Below are 14,856 nucleotides of genomic sequence, written 5' to 3'. Positions count from 1 at the left end.
GTGCCACCGGTCGTGCCGGCGGACGGTGCGCCGGGCGCCGACTGGCCGTACGTCGGGCGCCCGCCGTCGGCCGAGGGACGGTCCGACCCGTTCGGGTTCGGACCGGGCAGGCCGTAGCTGGGTCGAGGTCGTGCGGTGGGGCGCTCGTCGGGCGAGGGCATCTGACCTCCTGTGAGGCGACGTCGGGTCGGGACAGGATAACGAGAGGTCCCGAACGTCGGCAGGGTGCGCGCGGCGACGCGGGGACTCAGGTGAGGCGGTGCACCAGCAGCGTGCACATCGCGCCCAGCCCCAGGCACGCGACCGGCGTCGCGACCCAGATGCCCAGGATCCCGCCGAACAGCTTCCAGCGGATCTGGCGCGGGCCCAGCGCGAGGCCGGAGCCGACGACGCTCGAGGTCAGCGACTGCGAGGTCGAGAAGGAGGTGCCCGTGCCGCTCGCGCCCACGAGCACCACGATCGCCGCGACGGCCTCGGCGGCGAAGCCCTGGACCGTCGCCAGGTTCGTCAGGCGGCGCGCGAGCGTGCGGATGATGCGGTGCCCGCCCACCAGCGTCCCGAGCGCGAGGGCGAGCGAGACGGCGATCATCGCGGAGACCGCGGCAGGGGTGTCCGCCATGTCGATGCCCTGGTAGGAGGCCGCGAGCACGATCAGCGCCATCGAGATCCGCGAGTCGGAGAAGCCGTGGGCGGTGGCGACGGCGCCGGCGGAGAGGGTCTGCAGGAACTGCAGGGTCCCGATGCTGATGCGGTCCTCCGCGCCCAGGCGGCGGATCCCGCGGGCGAGCGCGTAGGAGGCGACGCCGCTGACCACCGGCGCGACCACCAGCGGCAGCACGATCAGCGCGAGCGCCGCGAGCCAGGGCACCGGCAGCCCCATCGCGAGAGCCGCCCCGGCGGCTGCGCCGAGCATCGCCTGCCAGGTCGAGGAGGGGATCCCGAGCGCCCACGTGAGAACCGACCAGCAGATCACGGCGAGCGCCACGCCCACGAGCATCGGCGGCACCAGCGGGTCGCCGTGGACGTCCCCATGGGTGAGGGACTCCAGGCCCGCGAGGTCCAGCGCCCACCGGGCCCCGGTCAGCGACATGCCGAGCCCCAGCAGGGAGCCCAGCAGGTTGAGGATCGCGGCGAGGATCAGGGCCGCGCGCTCGGACATCGCGCGAGTGGCGATGGTGGTGGAGACCGCGTTCGAGGCGTCGTGCAGACCGTTCACGTAGGCCATGACCAGGGCTAGGCACACCGCCGCGACGAAGAAGGGCGAGAGCATCGGCGGGCCTATGGTGCCTTGACGCGCAGCAGGTCCGCCGTGCGTCCCAGCTCGTCCAGCAGCCGCAGGCTCGCCTCGACGCTCTCGACCTGGTCGCGCTCGCGCAGCAGATCCGCCGCCGCGCCGCCGCGCGCGTAGACCTCGGTGCGGGCGCGCAGGGCCAGACCGTCGCCGTGGCGGCGCAGGCGCCGCATCTCCTGGGCGTAGCCCTCGAGCTCCTTGACCGCCTGCAGCTTCCAGACCGCCTCGACCGTCAGCTCGCAGCCGCGCTCGATGAGCTGCGCGGCCTCCAGCAGCACGTCGGGCACGGCCGTGGCGCCGCGCGCCGCAGAGAGCTCCGCCGTGCGCTCGAGGGAGTACATGAGGTCGGACATGGTCAGCGCGAGGTCGTGGAGGGCGTCGGCCTCGAAGGGGGTGATCAGCGAGTCCGCCAGACGGTTCGCGATCCGGTGCGAGAGCTGCGAGGAGTCGCTCGCCAGCTCGTGCAGGCGCGGGGCGCTGCGGGCCCGGTCGCGCGGGGACTGGCCGAGGGTGCGCGAGTGGATCTCCGCCCCGGCGACCAGCACCTGCGCGAGATCGTTGAAGAGGTCGTGCAGGGAGCTCTCGAAGCGACGGGAGAACAAGCGGAACGCCACGACGTCTCCTCGCAAGGGCGGGTCGGCACGGATACTCGGCACGGACAGGGTCGGCACGAATGCCGGCAGTGCGGGCGAACAGGGCTGACGCCCGAGGGCGCCACCCAAGGGGCGACGACGCCGCCCGCAGAAGAAGGGGCGCGCCGGACCGGGTGCGCCTGACGGCGCGAAGGCCGCTCGAAGCGGCGAATGTTGGAGCCCGGGGCAACCGCGGCCCGACGCGCGTCCCATCGTAGGACATCGGCAACCCACGACGCATCGCGGGTCGCGGGGATGTGGGGATCGAGACGGACGGGCCGTATCCGGGAATGCGGCCGAGGGCGGGCGGGGCCTGGGGGGGGCGTCAGGCGGGGCCGCCGACGTCGGGCGGCCCGGGCTCGGCGTCAGCTCAGGGTGCCGGCCTCCGCCATGCGCGCGGCCTCGGTGAGCTCCTCGCCCGTGGAGAGCAGCCGGGACGCCTGCGTCGTCATCGCGTGCTGGAGCTCAGGTGTCTGCTCGCGGTCGGCCAGGTGCGCGGTGCCGTGGGCGCACAGCACCGCGACCGCCCCGGCGCGACCGAGCGCGATCGGCAGGTCGCCCGTGAAGGCGCCGCGCAGGATCTCGTCGAGCGTCGCACGGACCTGGTCGATGTCCGGCGGCTCCGCGACACCCGCGAGGTAGCGCAGGCCGGGGATGGTGTGCGTCCCCTCGCGGTAGCGGCGCACCACGTCATGGGCGTTGCGCTGCGCCCACGTGTGCAGCACGTACAGGCGCCACAGCGCGCCGGGCAGGGTCTCCGCCGGGGAGCCCGACCACAGCGAGGCGAGATCGTCCAGGCCCTCGGTCTCCACCAGGTGCAGCACCCGCTCGACGACCGCCGGGTCGGTGCTGCGATACACCCCGTCCAGCAGCGCGCGGGCGCTCTCGTGGCCCAGGTCGGTCGCGAGCTGCGGATCGGGCGCGCCCGGGATCTCCTCAGCGCGCGCCGCGAACAGCGGGGCGGGCCGGCGGAAACGGGGTGAGGGCGTCGAAGACATGCCTCCAGGGTAGGCCCGGGGCGCCGGCCGCGACGCCGCCGTCGCCTACGCTGTCGCCCATGGAAGCGGTGATGATGACGCTCGGGTCGGGCTGGGTGAGCGGCCTGCGCCCGTACCTCATGGTGTTCCTGCTCGGGATGAGCGGACGATTCCTGGGCATCGACGACATCCCGCAGGTCCTGCAGCGCTCCGACGTGCTGGTCATCACCGCCGTGCTGCTGCTCGTGGACTTCGCGGCCGACAAGATCGCCTTCCTCGACTCGTTCTGGGACGTCGTCCACACCGTCGTGCGGCCCGTCGCGGGCGGCGCCATCGGCTACCTGCTCGGCGGCGAGACCGACACGACGCACGCGGTCGTGCTCGCGATCATCGGCCTCCTCGCGTCCCTCGGCGCCCACGGCGCGAAGGCTGCGACCCGCGCGGTCGTGAACACCTCGCCCGAGCCCGTCTCGAACGTCGCCGTCTCCGGCACCGAGGACGTGGCCGCGCTCGTGGTCGGAGCGCTCTCGATCGCCCTGCCCGTCGTCGCCGGCGTGATCGCCGTGATCGCGCTGCTCGCGGGCGGGTACCTCATCTACCGCGCGCTGAGGATCTGGTCGCGCGTGCGTGCTCGCCGACGGGCCCGGGAGGCCGCGGCACCGGGCCTCGGCTGAGGGCGCGCATCGACGGACGGGCGGGCGCAGGCGGGCGGGGACTGTCGCGTTCGTCCGAGAGGCCGCGACCTCCCGAGGGGCATCATCGACACATGGGATCCACGAACTACATCGACACCTTCATCCAGGTGGCGGAGGACTGCCCGGTCACGACGGCCGTGCAGCCGCCCCTCGGCAACGGCTCCCCGACGATCGCGGCGCTCCAGTTCGCCCTGATCGCCGAGCACCCCTACGAGTTCACCAGCGACGACGTCCTGTTCGACGTCCACGCCACCCGACGCTCACTCGACGCGGAGGAGCGACCCGCGGCGCGCGAGGCGTTCTTCGCGAGATCGCAGGCCTGCCTGCGTGCCTCACCGCTGCCCAAGAAGTACGGATGGGGCATCCACCACGACTCCGAGGGCCGTGTCGCCCTCGTGCCGGTCGGCTCCGCGCAGTACCAGGCGCTGGCCGCAGACCCGCACGTGCAGCAGCGCAGGGCGATGCGCTCCCGGCGCGGGTGAGGGTCGAACGCGCGCGAGGCTCAGGCGCGCGTGAGGGTCATCGCCCGCCGCTCTCCCCGCGCTCCCAGAGATCGGCGATCGCGGACTGGACCTCCGTGAGCGCGATCGGCGAGGCGGAGAGCACGCCGTCCTCGGTGAAGGGCAGATGACCCGACTGCCAGGAGCCGTCGTCCTCGACGTGCAGCATGAGCGGCGTCGTCGAGTCCGGGTCGGAGATGTCGGTGCGGCGCAGGCTGACGGTGTGCCCGGCGCCGCGGCGCAGGAAGGTCGTGGCGACCCGGGCGACGGCCTTCGGGACATCGCCCGCCGAGCGCCCGTCGGCCCCGCTCAGGGACGTGACCTGGAAGGAGTCCAGGTCGTCCTGCGTGAGCATGAGGACGCTGCCGCCGGCCTTCACGACGAAGGCCGCGCGCATGCCCGCGTCCTGCGCGAGGGCGATCCCGAGCCAGCGGTCGGCCGTGGTGAGGGTGGTCGCCACGAGCTCGCCCTGCGGGCCCAGCACCCACTCGCCGCCGCGGCGAACGAGCATGCCGCGGGCCCGCAGGCCCGCATTGACCGCCGCGGTCACGTGCTCGGTCGCCGGCCCGGAGCCCGGCACGCCCGGGATGCCGAGCTGGTCGCGCGTGATCTCCGCCGACCGCGTGTCGCTCAGCGTGAGCATGTCGTCGATCTCGTAGGCGGTGAAGATCGTCGGCGCGGTCGGGGTCTCCGTGGCCGAGGCGGCCTGCTGGTCCTGGGTCATGGGGTCGAGCATGGCAGAGATCCCTGGAGTGGTCTCGATGTTCGCTGGGTCGGCGCCGGGAAACGGCTCCCCGTCGGCCGGGAGGATCGGTCGACGGGGTCGACGGGGTCGACGGGGCCGACGGGGCCGACGGGGCCAGCGGGGTCAGACGAGCCCGTGGCGCTCGAGCAGGAAGCGCGCGTCGCGGTCGCGGCCGCGGAAGGCCCGGTATGCCTCGGGCAGGTCGCGCGAGCCGCCGATCGAGAGGATGCCGGAGGCGAACCGTCGGCCCGCCTCGCGCGGGGAGATGCCCTCGGCGAGCTGCTCCTCGTACCAGGCGACGGCGTCGGCGTCGTACGCCTCGGCCCACAGGTAGGAGTAGTACCCGGAGGCGTATCCGCCGGAGAAGGTGTGCTGGAAGTAGCCGGTGCGGTAGCGCGGGGCGATCAGCGGATGCGCGAGTCCCGCGTCCTCGAGCTGCGCGGCCTCGAAGGCGTGCGGGTCGCCGATGTGCGTGTCCTCGCTCAGGCGGTGCCAGCGCCAGTCCAGGGTCACCGCGGCCACATGCTCGAGGGTGCGGAAGCCGGCGTTCCACTGCTCGGCCGCGCGGACCTTCGCCAGCAGCTCCGCCGGGACGACCTCGCCGGTCTCCACGTGCCGGGCGTAGTGCTCGACGATGCCCTCGCGCAGCGCCCACATCTCGTTGACCTGGCTGGGGAACTCGACGACGTCGCGGGCGACGGCCGTGCCGGCCACGAACGAGTTCTCCACGTCCGAGAGCAGCGCGTGCAGGGCGTGCCCGAACTCGTGGAACATCGTGCCGACCTCGTCGAGGGACACGAACGCGGGCCGGCCCTCGCCGGGGCGCGACACGTTCATCGTGTTCATGACGATCGGCAGCGTGCCGTCGTGGCGCGACTGGTCCACGAGCGTGTTCATCCAGGCGCCGCCGCGCTTGGTGGGCCGGGTGAAGTAGTCGCCGATGAACAGGCCGACGGCGGAGCCGTCCTCCCTGGTCACCTCCCAGATCCGGGCCAGCGGATGCGGGGGAGTGAGGTCCTCGCGGCGAGCGAAGGAGAGCCCGTAGACATCATGCGCGGCGCGGAACACGCCGTCCTCGAGGACGCGGTCCAGCACGAAGTAGGGCTGCAGCTCGGCCTGGTCGACCGCGAACTCCTCCGCGCGGATCAGCTCCGAGTAGAAGGACCAGTCCCACGGGGCGAGCTCCTCGATGCCGTCGCGCGCGGCCCTCGCGGCCAGGCGCTCCGCCTCGCGATCGGCGTTGCGCACCGCAGGCCCGGCGATCTGCGCGAGGAACTCCTCGACGGCCGACGGGGTCTTCGCGGTGCGGTCGGCGACCGCGAGCTCGGCGAAGTCCGCGAAGCCCAGCAGGTGGGCCTTCTCCGCGCGCAGGCGGGCGATCTTCTTCGCGAGGTCCCAGGTCTCGGTGCCGCGCTCGATCGACGCGGTGTACAGGCGCTCGCGGACCGTGCGGTCGGTGAGGGAGGCCAGCAGCGGCTGCATCGTGGGCAGGATCAGCGTGAGCAGCCAGCCGTCCTTCCCGGCGTCCTCGGCCGCGAGGCGCGCGGCCTCCTTCTGGGAGTCGTCGAGGCCCGCGAGCTCCGCCTCGTCGGTCACGAGCACGGCCGCGTCGTGGAGGTCGGCCTTCGTCTGCTGGGTGAAGCGGGTCTGCAGGGACGAGAGCTCCTGGTTGACCTCGCCGAGCCGGGCCTTCTGCGCCGGGTCCAGCTGGGCGCCGCGCAGCTCGAAGCGCAGACGCGTCCGCTCGAGGACGTGCCGCTCCTCAGGGCTCAGGTCCAGGGCGTCGGCGTCGCGCTCGAGGTCCTCGACCCGCGCGAAGATCCGCCCGTCCAGCCACACCGAGTCCTCGAGGGCGGTCAGCTCGGGCATGATCTCCGCCTCGATGGCCTGCAGCTCCTCGGTGCCGTCGGCCCCCAGCAGGTGGAAGAGGACGGGCAGCGTGCGCTGCAGCAGGGGCGAGCCGTCCTCGAGGGGGCGGATCACGCTGTCGAACGTCGGCGGCTCCACGTCGGCGGCGACCTGCGCGATCAGAGCCTTCTGCTCGGCGATCCCCGCGCGCAGCGCCGGCAGGAAGTGCTCGGGGCGGATCGCCGCGAAGTCCGGCAGGCCGTAGGGCAGCGTCGAGGGCTCGGCGAAGGGGTTGCCGGTGAGGTCGGTGGGGGCGGTCTCGGAGGCGGCGGTGACGTCGGCGTCGGGTGTGGAGGGCATGGTGACCAGCCTATGTGCGGTGTGCGTCTACCGTGGGCGGATGCGAACAGTCATGGGGTGGGAGCATCTGCACGCGCCGGACCTGAGCGGCCGGCTGGTCGTGCTCACGGGCGGCAGCGACGGGCTGTGCCGGGAGGCGGCACTGCAGCTCGCCCGCTGGGGCGCCGACCTGGTCCTGCCGGTGCGGACGCCGGCCAAGGGCGAGGTCGTGCGCGAGCGCATCGCCCGGGAGACCGGCCGAGAGGACGCCGTCCGGCTCGTCCGGCTCGACCTCGCGTCGATGGCATCGGTGCGCGAAGGAGCCACGGCGATCGCCGAGGCCGTCGGCGATCGGGGCATCGACGTGCTCGTGCACGGCGCCGGCACTGTCCTCCGTCGGCGCGAGGAGACGGCCGACGGGTTCGAGCGCGCGCTCGCCGTCAACGCCCTCGCACCCCGACTCCTCACCACGATGCTCCAGCCGCTCGTGCGCGATCGGATCGTGCTCGTCGGCTCCCACGCCCACAAGACGGGACGCATCGACCTCGAGGACATGGACTTCGCGCGCGGCCGCTGGAGCATCTCCGCCTCCTACGGGCGCTCGAAGCTGACGGCGATGCTGTGGGCGCTCGACCTCGCCGAGTCCCTGCGCGGGACCGGGGTCGACCTGCAGATCGCGCATCCCGGGTGGGTGCTCACGAACATCCAGAACGCGACGGGCTCCGCCGCACTGGACACCCTGGTCACCGACGTCACCCGCCCGATCGCGATGCCCGCCGCCCGCGGCGCGGAATCCGTCCTGTTCGCCGCCACCCAGCCCCTCCCGCACGGCTCCTACATCGGCCCCGACGGGCCGATGGGCAACCGCGGACGGCCGACCCTGCTGCGCCGCTCCGCCGCGGCGAACGACCTCGCGCTGGCCCGGCGGGTCACGGAGTGGGCGGACCGCAGGATCGCGGCCGTCTGAGGGAGACGCGTCGCGGCGGGGCCGCAGGCCGCGACGGAGATCAGGACGCGACGGGCCGGCGCGTTCCGTACCCTGAGGACATGGACAGCGGGGGAGAGTCAGCGCCGTGCGCGGCGAGCGCACCGGGTGCGAAGGACGCACCGGGCGCGGCGGGCGCACCGGGTGCGGCAGGCGCGGCCGCGGAGCGTGTGCCGCCGCGCGCCCCCTGCTCCGCGACCGCCGGCGAGATCTACGAGCACCTGGTCCGCTACGGCCCGCACGCCCGCACCGACCTCGCGAGGCTCCTCGGGCTCTCGGGGCCGACCCTGACCCGCGTCACCCGTGAGCTGCTCGAGAGCGGTCTGCTGCGCGAGCTGCCTCCGCAGATGCAGACCAAGGGCCGGCCGCAGCAGCCCCTCGACGTCGACGAGGACCACGCGGTCTTCATCGGCGTGAAGATCACCGCCCAGAGCGTCTACGCCGCGGTCGTCACCGTGCGCGGCACGGCGCTCGAGGAGGTCAGCAGGGATCTCGAGGACGTCGAGCCGGCCACGATCATCGCGACCGCGCTCGAGCTGTGCGAGCCGCTGCTCGCCGCCCACCCGCGGGTGGCCGGGATCGGCGTGGGCATCGGCGCGCAGGTCGACGACGACGGCGCCGTCGCCTCCTCCGCCATGCTCGGCTGGAGCGAGCCGGTCCAGCTGCGCGCCGAGCTCGAAGGGCGCCTGGGCCTGCCGGTGACGGTCAGCAACGACTTCCATGCCCTGCTCGAGGGGCACGCCTGGTTCGGCATCGGCCGACGCCACCGCTCCTTCGCCGTCATCACCATCGGCGCCGGTGTGGGCGTGGGCAGCGTCGAGGACGCCGAGGTCCACCGCGGCCGCACGCATCTCGCCGGACTCACCGGCACCCTGCCCACCATCACCCGCGACGGCCGCGGCGTGCTACTGCGCCAGGTCGCGAGCACCGCGCACATCCTCGACGCGGCGCGGGCGCGCGGCGTCGTCGGGGTGCCGGAGGCGGACGGTGGGGTCGGCGCCGGCGGCGCCGGCGGTGCCGGCGGAGCCGCTGGGGCATCGGAGGCACAAGGCCTCGACGCGCTCGTGCACGCGGCCCGCGCCGGCGACCCGTCCGCGCTCGACGTCGCGGCCGATGTCGCCCACGCGGTCGCGGTCGCGGGCGCCGGCCTCGTCGGCGTTCTCGATCCGGACGCCCTGATCCTGGGCGGCGAGGCCGTGGACCTCCTGCGCGTGGGCGACGAGTTCGACGCCGCCCTGCGCGCCCACCTCGCTCGCGTCCAGCGCGACGTGCTCGTGCGCTTCCTCCCCGCCGACTTCGACGACTGGACCCGCGGCGCCGCCGTGATCGCCCTGCGACGGTTCATCGGCGGACGCGACGACGCCTGAGAGGCGGCGCGGCGCACCTCCGTCGGACCCAGCGCGATGGGCGGCGCGACGGGGCGCGGGCGCGGGCTCGGTCGCGGTCGCGGGTTCCGGAGCGTGAGAAGTACGAAATCGTTGCCATGAGCGCTCATGGCAACGATTTCGTACTTCTCGCCGCGGCGGCGCCCCGGATCCGACCGACGCCGCCCCCGACCGGCGGCGCCGCGGATCCGCCCGACGCCGCGCCCGACCGACGCCGCGTCCGCCCGACGCCGCCCCGCACCCCTCACTCGAACAGGGCGTTGACCTTGTCGTTGTAGGCGGTGAAGGAGTCGGCCTTCGTCTTGCGCATCCAGAGGTCGTCGAAGGCCGGCTGCATGATCGACATGATCTGGGCTGCGTGCTCCACCAGGGGATAGAGCCCCGTCTCGCCCTTCTTCACGCGGTCGGTGTACGGGGAGACGTCCAGGCCCTTGCCCTCGTAGGCCTTCACAGCAGCGGCGGTGCCGGCGTCGGACGCGGGGAAGACGATGGCCCGCGAGCCGATGATCTCCTGGGCGTCGTCCGAGCCCAGGAACGCCACCAGACGCGCGGCCTCCTCCTTGTGCTCCGACTGCGAGGAGATCGAGTCGCCCAGGCCGTTGAACATCGACATCGGATGCCCGATCGGGCCCGACGGCAGGGGAGCGATGCCCAGGTCCACGCCCTCGAGGCCCGCGTAGGTGCCGATCATCCACGAGCCGGCGAGGGCGACGGCCGCCTTGCCGCCCTGGATCTGGGTCTCGGCGGGGCTGGAGTCGCCGAACAGGCCGAAGGGCGCCAGCAGACCCTTGTCCACGAGCCCGAAGAACCAGTCCATGGTCGCCTGGAAGTCGGGGTCGTCGTAGTTGAAGCGGGTGCCCCAGGTCTTCTCGTCGGTGAACGTCCACCCCGTGGAGAAGGCGAAGGGCGACCAGGTGGTCTGGCCCGTGTAGTCGGTGGCCGGATCTGCCGCGAGGGCGTAGCGGGCGACGCTCTTCGGGTCGAAGCCCTCCTCGTCGCCGCGCTTGCCGCTGGTGTCCTTCGCCAGGCGCGCGAGGACCTTCTCGAAGCTCCCGCCGTCCTGCGGGTTCCAGTCCAGGCCCTCGAGGTCGTCGGCGGAGAGGCCCGCCTCCTTCAGCGTCTTCGCGTCGTACATCAGCGCGATCGTGTCGTAGTCCTTGGGCAGGCCGTACCGCTTGCCGTCCTGCCCGGTCCACAGCTCCTGCAGCCCCGGCTGGTACTGGTCGTCGGGGATCTCGGCGATCGGGGCGAAGTCGTCCAGCGGCACGATCACCTCGAGCTTGAGGAACTCCGGATACCGGCCCAGATGGTCGGTGAAGACGTCGGGCCCGGCACCGGCGACGAAGCTCGCGGTGAGCTTGGTCCAGTAGTCGTCCCAGCCCATCTGGGTGATGCGCACGTCGAGGTCGGGGTTGCGCTCCATGAAGAGGTCGATCGCGCGGGAGTAGCCGGGCAGCTGGTTGGCGTCCCACAGCCAGTAGTCCAGTCGCGTCGTGCCGCTCGCGGCGGCGCCGCCTCCGCAGCCGGCGAGGGATCCCGTCGCGGCCGCGGCGCCGAGCGCGGCGGTGCCGCCGAGCAGGGACCGGCGGGTGAGCGCGCGGCCGGGGGAACGAGGTGTCGTGCGTGTCATGGGTGCGTCCCTCACTTGATCCCGCTGAAGCCGATGGAGTTCACGATCCGCTTCGCGAACAGCACGAAGAGGATCAGCATGGGCGCCGCCGCGACCAGCGTCGCGGCCATCAGGCCCGCCCAGTCCGTGCCCGTCTGGGGCGACTGCGCGCGGAAGACGCCGAGAGCGACGGTGAGCACGCGCGAGGAGTCCGTGTAGGAGACCATCAGCGACCAGAAGTACTCGTTCCACGCCGTCATGTACGTCAGCAGCGCGAGCGTCGCCAGCGGCGCGGAGCTGATCGGCAGGATCAGCGTGAAGAACACGCGCGGCTTGGACGCGCCGTCGATGAGAGCGGCCTCCTCGACCTCGCGCGAGATGTTGTTGAAGAACTGGCGCAGGAAGAAGATCGCGAACGGCGAGATGAACAGGGTGGGCAGCATGATGCCCAGCAGCGTGTCCACCAGGTGCAGGTTCTTGATGAGGATGAAGTTGGGCAGCAGCGTGAAGATCTGCGGGATCATCATCGCGCCCAGGAAGATGAGGAACACGGTCTCGCGGCCCCTCCAGCGCAGGCGCGAGAAGGCGTAGGCGGCCATCGCGCAGCTGAACGTCTGCACCACGGTGATCACGGTCGCGACGATCACCGAGTTCAGCAGGTAGCGCCAGAAGTTGATCGACGCGCCCGAGCCGCCCTGGGAGACCGCGGTCTCCACGTCCTGCAGCCCGAACACGCGCTCGAACCCGCCGAGCGAGAAGTCGACCGGCAGCAGGCTGGTCGGGTCGGTCGCGAGCGCCGTGTTCGAGGACAGCGCCGTGCGCAGCATCCAGTAGAAGGGGAACAGGGTCACCAGGAGGATCACGATCATGACGATCCAGGCGATGATCCGCCCAGGCGACAGGGGTCGGCGGCGGCGCGCGCGGGCGGCGCCGGAGGCGGGGGAGACGGGTGCGGGGGAGACAGGGGCGGCCGACGGGCCGACGGCGGGAGTGGCGGTGCTCATCTGGGCGTCCTCTCAGTCCAGGTCCGACTGGCCGGCACGGGTCAGGAAGTACTGGGCGAAGGTGATGACCATGAGGATCACCAGCAGCGCCACCGAGAGCGCGGACGCGTACCCGAACTGGTACTGCCCGAAGGCGTTCTCGTAGATGTACATCTGCAGCACCTTCGAGGCGTCCGACGGTCCGCCCTGCGTGGTCACCGAGACCGTGTCGAAGACCTGGAAGCTTCCGATGATCGACATGATCAGCACGAGCGCGAGGATCGGCCGCAGCAGCGGCAGGGTGATCCGTCGGAACAGCTGCCACTCGCCGGCGCCCTCGGTGCGCGCCGCCTCGTAGAGCTGCTCGGGGATCGACTGCAGGCCGGCGAACAGCAGCAGGGCCGTGTAGCCCATGTGCCGCCACACGTTGACGAGCGCGATCGTGGGGATCACCCACTTCTCGTTGGCCCAGAAGGAGACCGGGTCGAAGCCGATGCCCTGCAGGATCAGGTTCACGATGCCCAGCTGCGAGTCCAGCAGCCAGAGGAACACGATCGCGGCCACGACGTTGGAGACCAGGTACGGGGTGAGCACGAGCGAGCGCAGCCACGTGTTCTGCGTGAGGCGCTGCATGAGGACGGCGATGAGGAGCGCGAGGACCGTCTGCACGCCGATGTTGATGACGACGTACAGCACGGTGACCCGCAGCGACTTCCAGAACACCGGGTCGCTGAGCATGTTCGTGTAGTTCTCGAGCCCCACCCACTTCGGGGGCGTGAGGATCGAGTACTCGGTGAGCGAGTAGTACAGGCCCGTCAGCAGCGGCCAGACCAGGAACACCAGCAGGCCGATGCTCGCCGGCAGGATGAACAGCAGCGCCAGGCGGGTGTCGTCCCGGTGCTTGCGTCGTGCGGGCGGAGGCCCGGCTGTGGATGCGGCAGACATCGTTGTCCTCTCGTGGGCGGCGACGGGCGGGGTCCTCGGCCGACGCCCGGACCCGCGATCCCGACGGTGGTGCGGAGGCGGGATGCCCGGGCGGGGGGCCCGGGTGGGTTGTGCGGAGCGGGCTGTGCGGGGTTGGGCTGTGTGAATGCGGACTGTGCGGGGGTGGGCAGTGCGGGTGCGGACGGCTCGGACCGTCGTGCGGCTGGTGGTGACGTCCGATGCGCGAGCGTTCTGCGGCGGCATCGGCCGTTCCGGGGAGTCGACCTCGACGCCCGATTACTTACGCGACGAAACTAAATGGCGGGAGCGCCCGCGTCAAGAGGTGACCACCAGTCGCGTCCGCGGGGTGCCATGGGCACCGCTCGGACGGGAGCGCGGACGAGCGCGGACGCGAGCCCGGAGGCGACTGCGGGCGGACCGTGAGTGGTACGAAATCGTTGCCATAGCGCGCCATGGCAACGATTTCGTACCACTCGAGGGTCGGTGAGCGGCGTGGCCGCTGGGAGCGGAGTGAAACGAGAGGGGTCCCGCAGCGCACCTCGTGAGACGCGCGTGCTGCGGGCCCTGCCGCCGGGGATACCCTGGCCGCAGCCTCGCGCCCGCGGGGCTGCGGCCGCGCCGTCGGCCGCGAGTCGGGCCCCGGGCCCTAGGAGCCGAACGATGATCCTCACCCAGTCCTCCAAGCTGCGCGACGTCTGCTACGAGATCCGCGGGCCGATCCCCGCAGAGGCAGCGCGCATGGAGGCAGAGGGTCACAAGATCATCAAGCTGAACATCGGGAACCCCGCCCCGTTCGGCTTCGAGGCGCCCGACGAGATTCTCGTCGACATGATCCGCACCCTGCCCACCGCGCAGGGGTACTCGGACTCCAAGGGGATCGTCTCCGCACGTCGGGCGGTCGCGCAGTACTACCAGACCAAGGGCATGCCCGGGATGGAGCTCGACGACATCTACCTGGGCAACGGGGTCAGCGAGCTGATCCAGATGACCTGCCAGGCGCTCGTCGACGATGGCGACGAGGTGCTCGTGCCCAGCCCCGACTACCCGCTGTGGACCGCCTCGGTCTCGCTCGCGGGCGGGAAGGCCGTGCACTACCGCTGCGACGAGGAGCAGAACTGGTGGCCCGACGTCTCGGACCTGGCCGACAAGGTCACCGAGCGCACCAAGGCGATCGTCGTCATCAACCCCAACAACCCCACCGGCTCGGTCTACCCAGAGCACGTGCTGAAGGAGATCGTCGAGGTCGCGCGGAAGCACGATCTGCTGATCCTGGCCGACGAGATCTACGACAAGATCCTCTACGACGACGCCGTCCACACCCACGTCGCCGCGCTCGCCCCCGACCTGCTGACCATCACTTTCAACGGCCTCTCGAAGGCCTACCGGGTGGCCGGCTTCCGCGCCGGATGGATGGCGCTGTACGGGCCGAAGGACGACGCCGAGAACTTCATCGAGGGCCTCGACGTGCTCTCGAACATGCGCCTGTGCCCCAACGTCCCCGCCCAGCACGTGGTGGCGACGGCGCTCGGCGGCTACCAGTCGGTCGACGAGCTGCTGCTGCCCGGCGGGCGCCTGCGCGACCAGCGCGACGTGGCCTACGAGGGGCTCAGCGAGATCCCGGGCGTCTCCGTCGTCAAGGCCCAGGGCGCGCTCTACATGTTCCCGCGCATCGACACCGAGATGTACGACATCGAGAGCGACGAGCAGTTCGCGATGGACCTGCTGCGCTCCAAGAAGCTGCTGGTCACGCAGGGGACGGGCTTCAACTATCCGGTGTCCGACCACTTCCGCCTGGTGACCCTGCCGGACGTCGGCCTGCTCGCCGACGCCGTCGACCGCATTGCCGACCACCTGGCCTCGATCCGGCGCTAGGGCCGGCCGGTGGGGCCGGTCATACGTGGCGGCCCGGGGATGCCCCGGGC

The 14,856-nt window shown here is 72.1% G+C and carries 13 protein-coding genes; 5 read left to right on the top strand and 8 right to left on the bottom strand.

The window, feature by feature from the left end:
• Positions 1 to 247: 247 nt before the first annotated feature.
• From M4486_RS10865 to M4486_RS10855, 3 genes are all read right to left on the bottom strand, one after another.
• Positions 248 to 1,270: an inorganic phosphate transporter gene (locus M4486_RS10865; RefSeq protein ID WP_249477176.1), complete on the bottom strand. Its 1,023-nt coding sequence runs from the start codon at positions 1,268 to 1,270 to the stop codon at positions 248 to 250.
• Between the two features lie 8 nt (positions 1,271 to 1,278).
• Entirely contained in the window at positions 1,279 to 1,905 is a 627-nt protein-coding gene (locus M4486_RS10860) for a DUF47 domain-containing protein (RefSeq protein ID WP_200501450.1), read from the bottom strand.
• A gap of 383 nt (positions 1,906 to 2,288) precedes the next feature.
• The gene (locus tag M4486_RS10855; RefSeq protein WP_249477175.1) at positions 2,289 to 2,921 is read right to left on the bottom strand and encodes a hypothetical protein; all 633 of its coding nucleotides are present in this window, start codon (positions 2,919 to 2,921) and stop codon (positions 2,289 to 2,291) included.
• Positions 2,922 to 2,980: 59 nt separating this feature from the next.
• On the opposite strand from M4486_RS10855, the gene M4486_RS10850 reads away from it, so the two are divergent.
• Both M4486_RS10850 and M4486_RS10845 read left to right on the top strand, forming a co-directional pair.
• On the top strand, positions 2,981 to 3,574 hold the full coding sequence (locus M4486_RS10850) for a DUF4126 domain-containing protein (RefSeq protein ID WP_249477174.1): 594 nt from the start codon (positions 2,981 to 2,983) through the stop codon (positions 3,572 to 3,574).
• Between the two features lie 92 nt (positions 3,575 to 3,666).
• Positions 3,667 to 4,077 (top strand): DUF6157 family protein, encoded by a 411-nt coding sequence (locus M4486_RS10845; RefSeq protein WP_249477173.1) that lies wholly within the window; start codon positions 3,667 to 3,669, stop codon positions 4,075 to 4,077.
• Positions 4,078 to 4,114: 37 nt separating this feature from the next.
• Here the strand turns inward: M4486_RS10845 and M4486_RS10840 are convergent, their stop codons facing one another.
• Together M4486_RS10840 and M4486_RS10835 are read right to left on the bottom strand one after the other, a co-directional pair.
• A complete protein-coding gene (locus tag M4486_RS10840) occupies positions 4,115 to 4,831 on the bottom strand; it encodes a hypothetical protein (protein ID WP_249477172.1) in 717 nt (238 codons plus the stop codon).
• 132 nt (positions 4,832 to 4,963) lie between these two features.
• Positions 4,964 to 7,048 carry a M3 family metallopeptidase gene (locus M4486_RS10835; RefSeq protein WP_249477170.1) on the bottom strand — a complete coding sequence of 695 codons (2,085 nt, stop codon included), beginning with the start codon at positions 7,046 to 7,048 and terminating at the stop codon, positions 4,964 to 4,966.
• A gap of 40 nt (positions 7,049 to 7,088) precedes the next feature.
• Here M4486_RS10835 and M4486_RS10830 point away from each other — a divergent pair, with 40 nt between their 5' ends.
• Positions 7,089 to 7,994: an SDR family NAD(P)-dependent oxidoreductase gene (locus M4486_RS10830; protein ID WP_249477169.1), complete on the top strand. Its 906-nt coding sequence runs from the start codon at positions 7,089 to 7,091 to the stop codon at positions 7,992 to 7,994.
• A gap of 80 nt (positions 7,995 to 8,074) precedes the next feature.
• On the top strand, positions 8,075 to 9,379 hold the full coding sequence (locus tag M4486_RS10825; protein WP_249477167.1) for an ROK family transcriptional regulator: 1,305 nt from the start codon (positions 8,075 to 8,077) through the stop codon (positions 9,377 to 9,379).
• Positions 9,380 to 9,641: 262 nt separating this feature from the next.
• Here M4486_RS10825 and M4486_RS10820 read toward each other — a convergent pair whose 3' ends face one another.
• The 3 genes from M4486_RS10820 to M4486_RS10810 are packed head-to-tail and all read right to left on the bottom strand — an operon-like array spanning position 9,642 to position 12,934.
• Positions 9,642 to 11,027: an ABC transporter substrate-binding protein gene (locus M4486_RS10820; RefSeq protein ID WP_249477166.1), complete on the bottom strand. Its 1,386-nt coding sequence runs from the start codon at positions 11,025 to 11,027 to the stop codon at positions 9,642 to 9,644.
• 11 nt (positions 11,028 to 11,038) lie between these two features.
• Entirely contained in the window at positions 11,039 to 12,010 is a 972-nt protein-coding gene (locus tag M4486_RS10815; RefSeq protein WP_249477165.1) for a carbohydrate ABC transporter permease, read from the bottom strand.
• Positions 12,011 to 12,022: 12 nt separating this feature from the next.
• On the bottom strand, positions 12,023 to 12,934 hold the full coding sequence (locus tag M4486_RS10810) for a carbohydrate ABC transporter permease (RefSeq protein WP_249477163.1): 912 nt from the start codon (positions 12,932 to 12,934) through the stop codon (positions 12,023 to 12,025).
• A 660-nt stretch (positions 12,935 to 13,594) separates the two neighbouring features.
• On the opposite strand from M4486_RS10810, the gene M4486_RS10805 reads away from it, so the two are divergent.
• Complete coding sequence (locus M4486_RS10805) at positions 13,595 to 14,806, top strand: pyridoxal phosphate-dependent aminotransferase (RefSeq protein WP_249477161.1); 1,212 nt, start codon at positions 13,595 to 13,597, stop codon at positions 14,804 to 14,806.
• Positions 14,807 to 14,856 lie beyond the last annotated feature (50 nt).

Origin of the sequence: Brachybacterium kimchii (assembly GCF_023373525.1) — a bacterium.
In the GTDB taxonomy this organism is placed as follows: Bacteria; Actinomycetota; Actinomycetes; order Actinomycetales; family Dermabacteraceae; genus Brachybacterium; species Brachybacterium kimchii.
This window is presented reverse-complemented; position numbering and strand designations above follow the sequence as displayed.

Excerpts from the sequence above, each read along its gene's own strand:
- M4486_RS10825 (WP_249477167.1), top strand. The coding sequence starts at position 8,075 with ATGGACAGCGGGGGAGAGTCAGCGCCGTGCGCGGCGAGCGCACCGGGT.
- M4486_RS10850 (WP_249477174.1), top strand. The coding sequence starts at position 2,981 with ATGGAAGCGGTGATGATGACGCTCGGGTCGGGCTGGGTGAGCGGCCTG.
- M4486_RS10815 (WP_249477165.1), bottom strand. The coding sequence starts at position 12,010 with ATGAGCACCGCCACTCCCGCCGTCGGCCCGTCGGCCGCCCCTGTCTCC.
- M4486_RS10810 (WP_249477163.1), bottom strand. The coding sequence starts at position 12,934 with ATGTCTGCCGCATCCACAGCCGGGCCTCCGCCCGCACGACGCAAGCAC.
- M4486_RS10805 (WP_249477161.1), top strand. The coding sequence starts at position 13,595 with ATGATCCTCACCCAGTCCTCCAAGCTGCGCGACGTCTGCTACGAGATC.
- M4486_RS10820 (WP_249477166.1), bottom strand. The coding sequence starts at position 11,027 with ATGACACGCACGACACCTCGTTCCCCCGGCCGCGCGCTCACCCGCCGG.
- M4486_RS10845 (WP_249477173.1), top strand. The coding sequence starts at position 3,667 with ATGGGATCCACGAACTACATCGACACCTTCATCCAGGTGGCGGAGGAC.
- M4486_RS10835 (WP_249477170.1), bottom strand. The coding sequence starts at position 7,048 with ATGCCCTCCACACCCGACGCCGACGTCACCGCCGCCTCCGAGACCGCC.
- M4486_RS10855 (WP_249477175.1), bottom strand. The coding sequence starts at position 2,921 with ATGTCTTCGACGCCCTCACCCCGTTTCCGCCGGCCCGCCCCGCTGTTC.
- M4486_RS10865 (WP_249477176.1), bottom strand. The coding sequence starts at position 1,270 with ATGCTCTCGCCCTTCTTCGTCGCGGCGGTGTGCCTAGCCCTGGTCATG.
- M4486_RS10840 (WP_249477172.1), bottom strand. The coding sequence starts at position 4,831 with ATGCTCGACCCCATGACCCAGGACCAGCAGGCCGCCTCGGCCACGGAG.
- M4486_RS10830 (WP_249477169.1), top strand. The coding sequence starts at position 7,089 with ATGCGAACAGTCATGGGGTGGGAGCATCTGCACGCGCCGGACCTGAGC.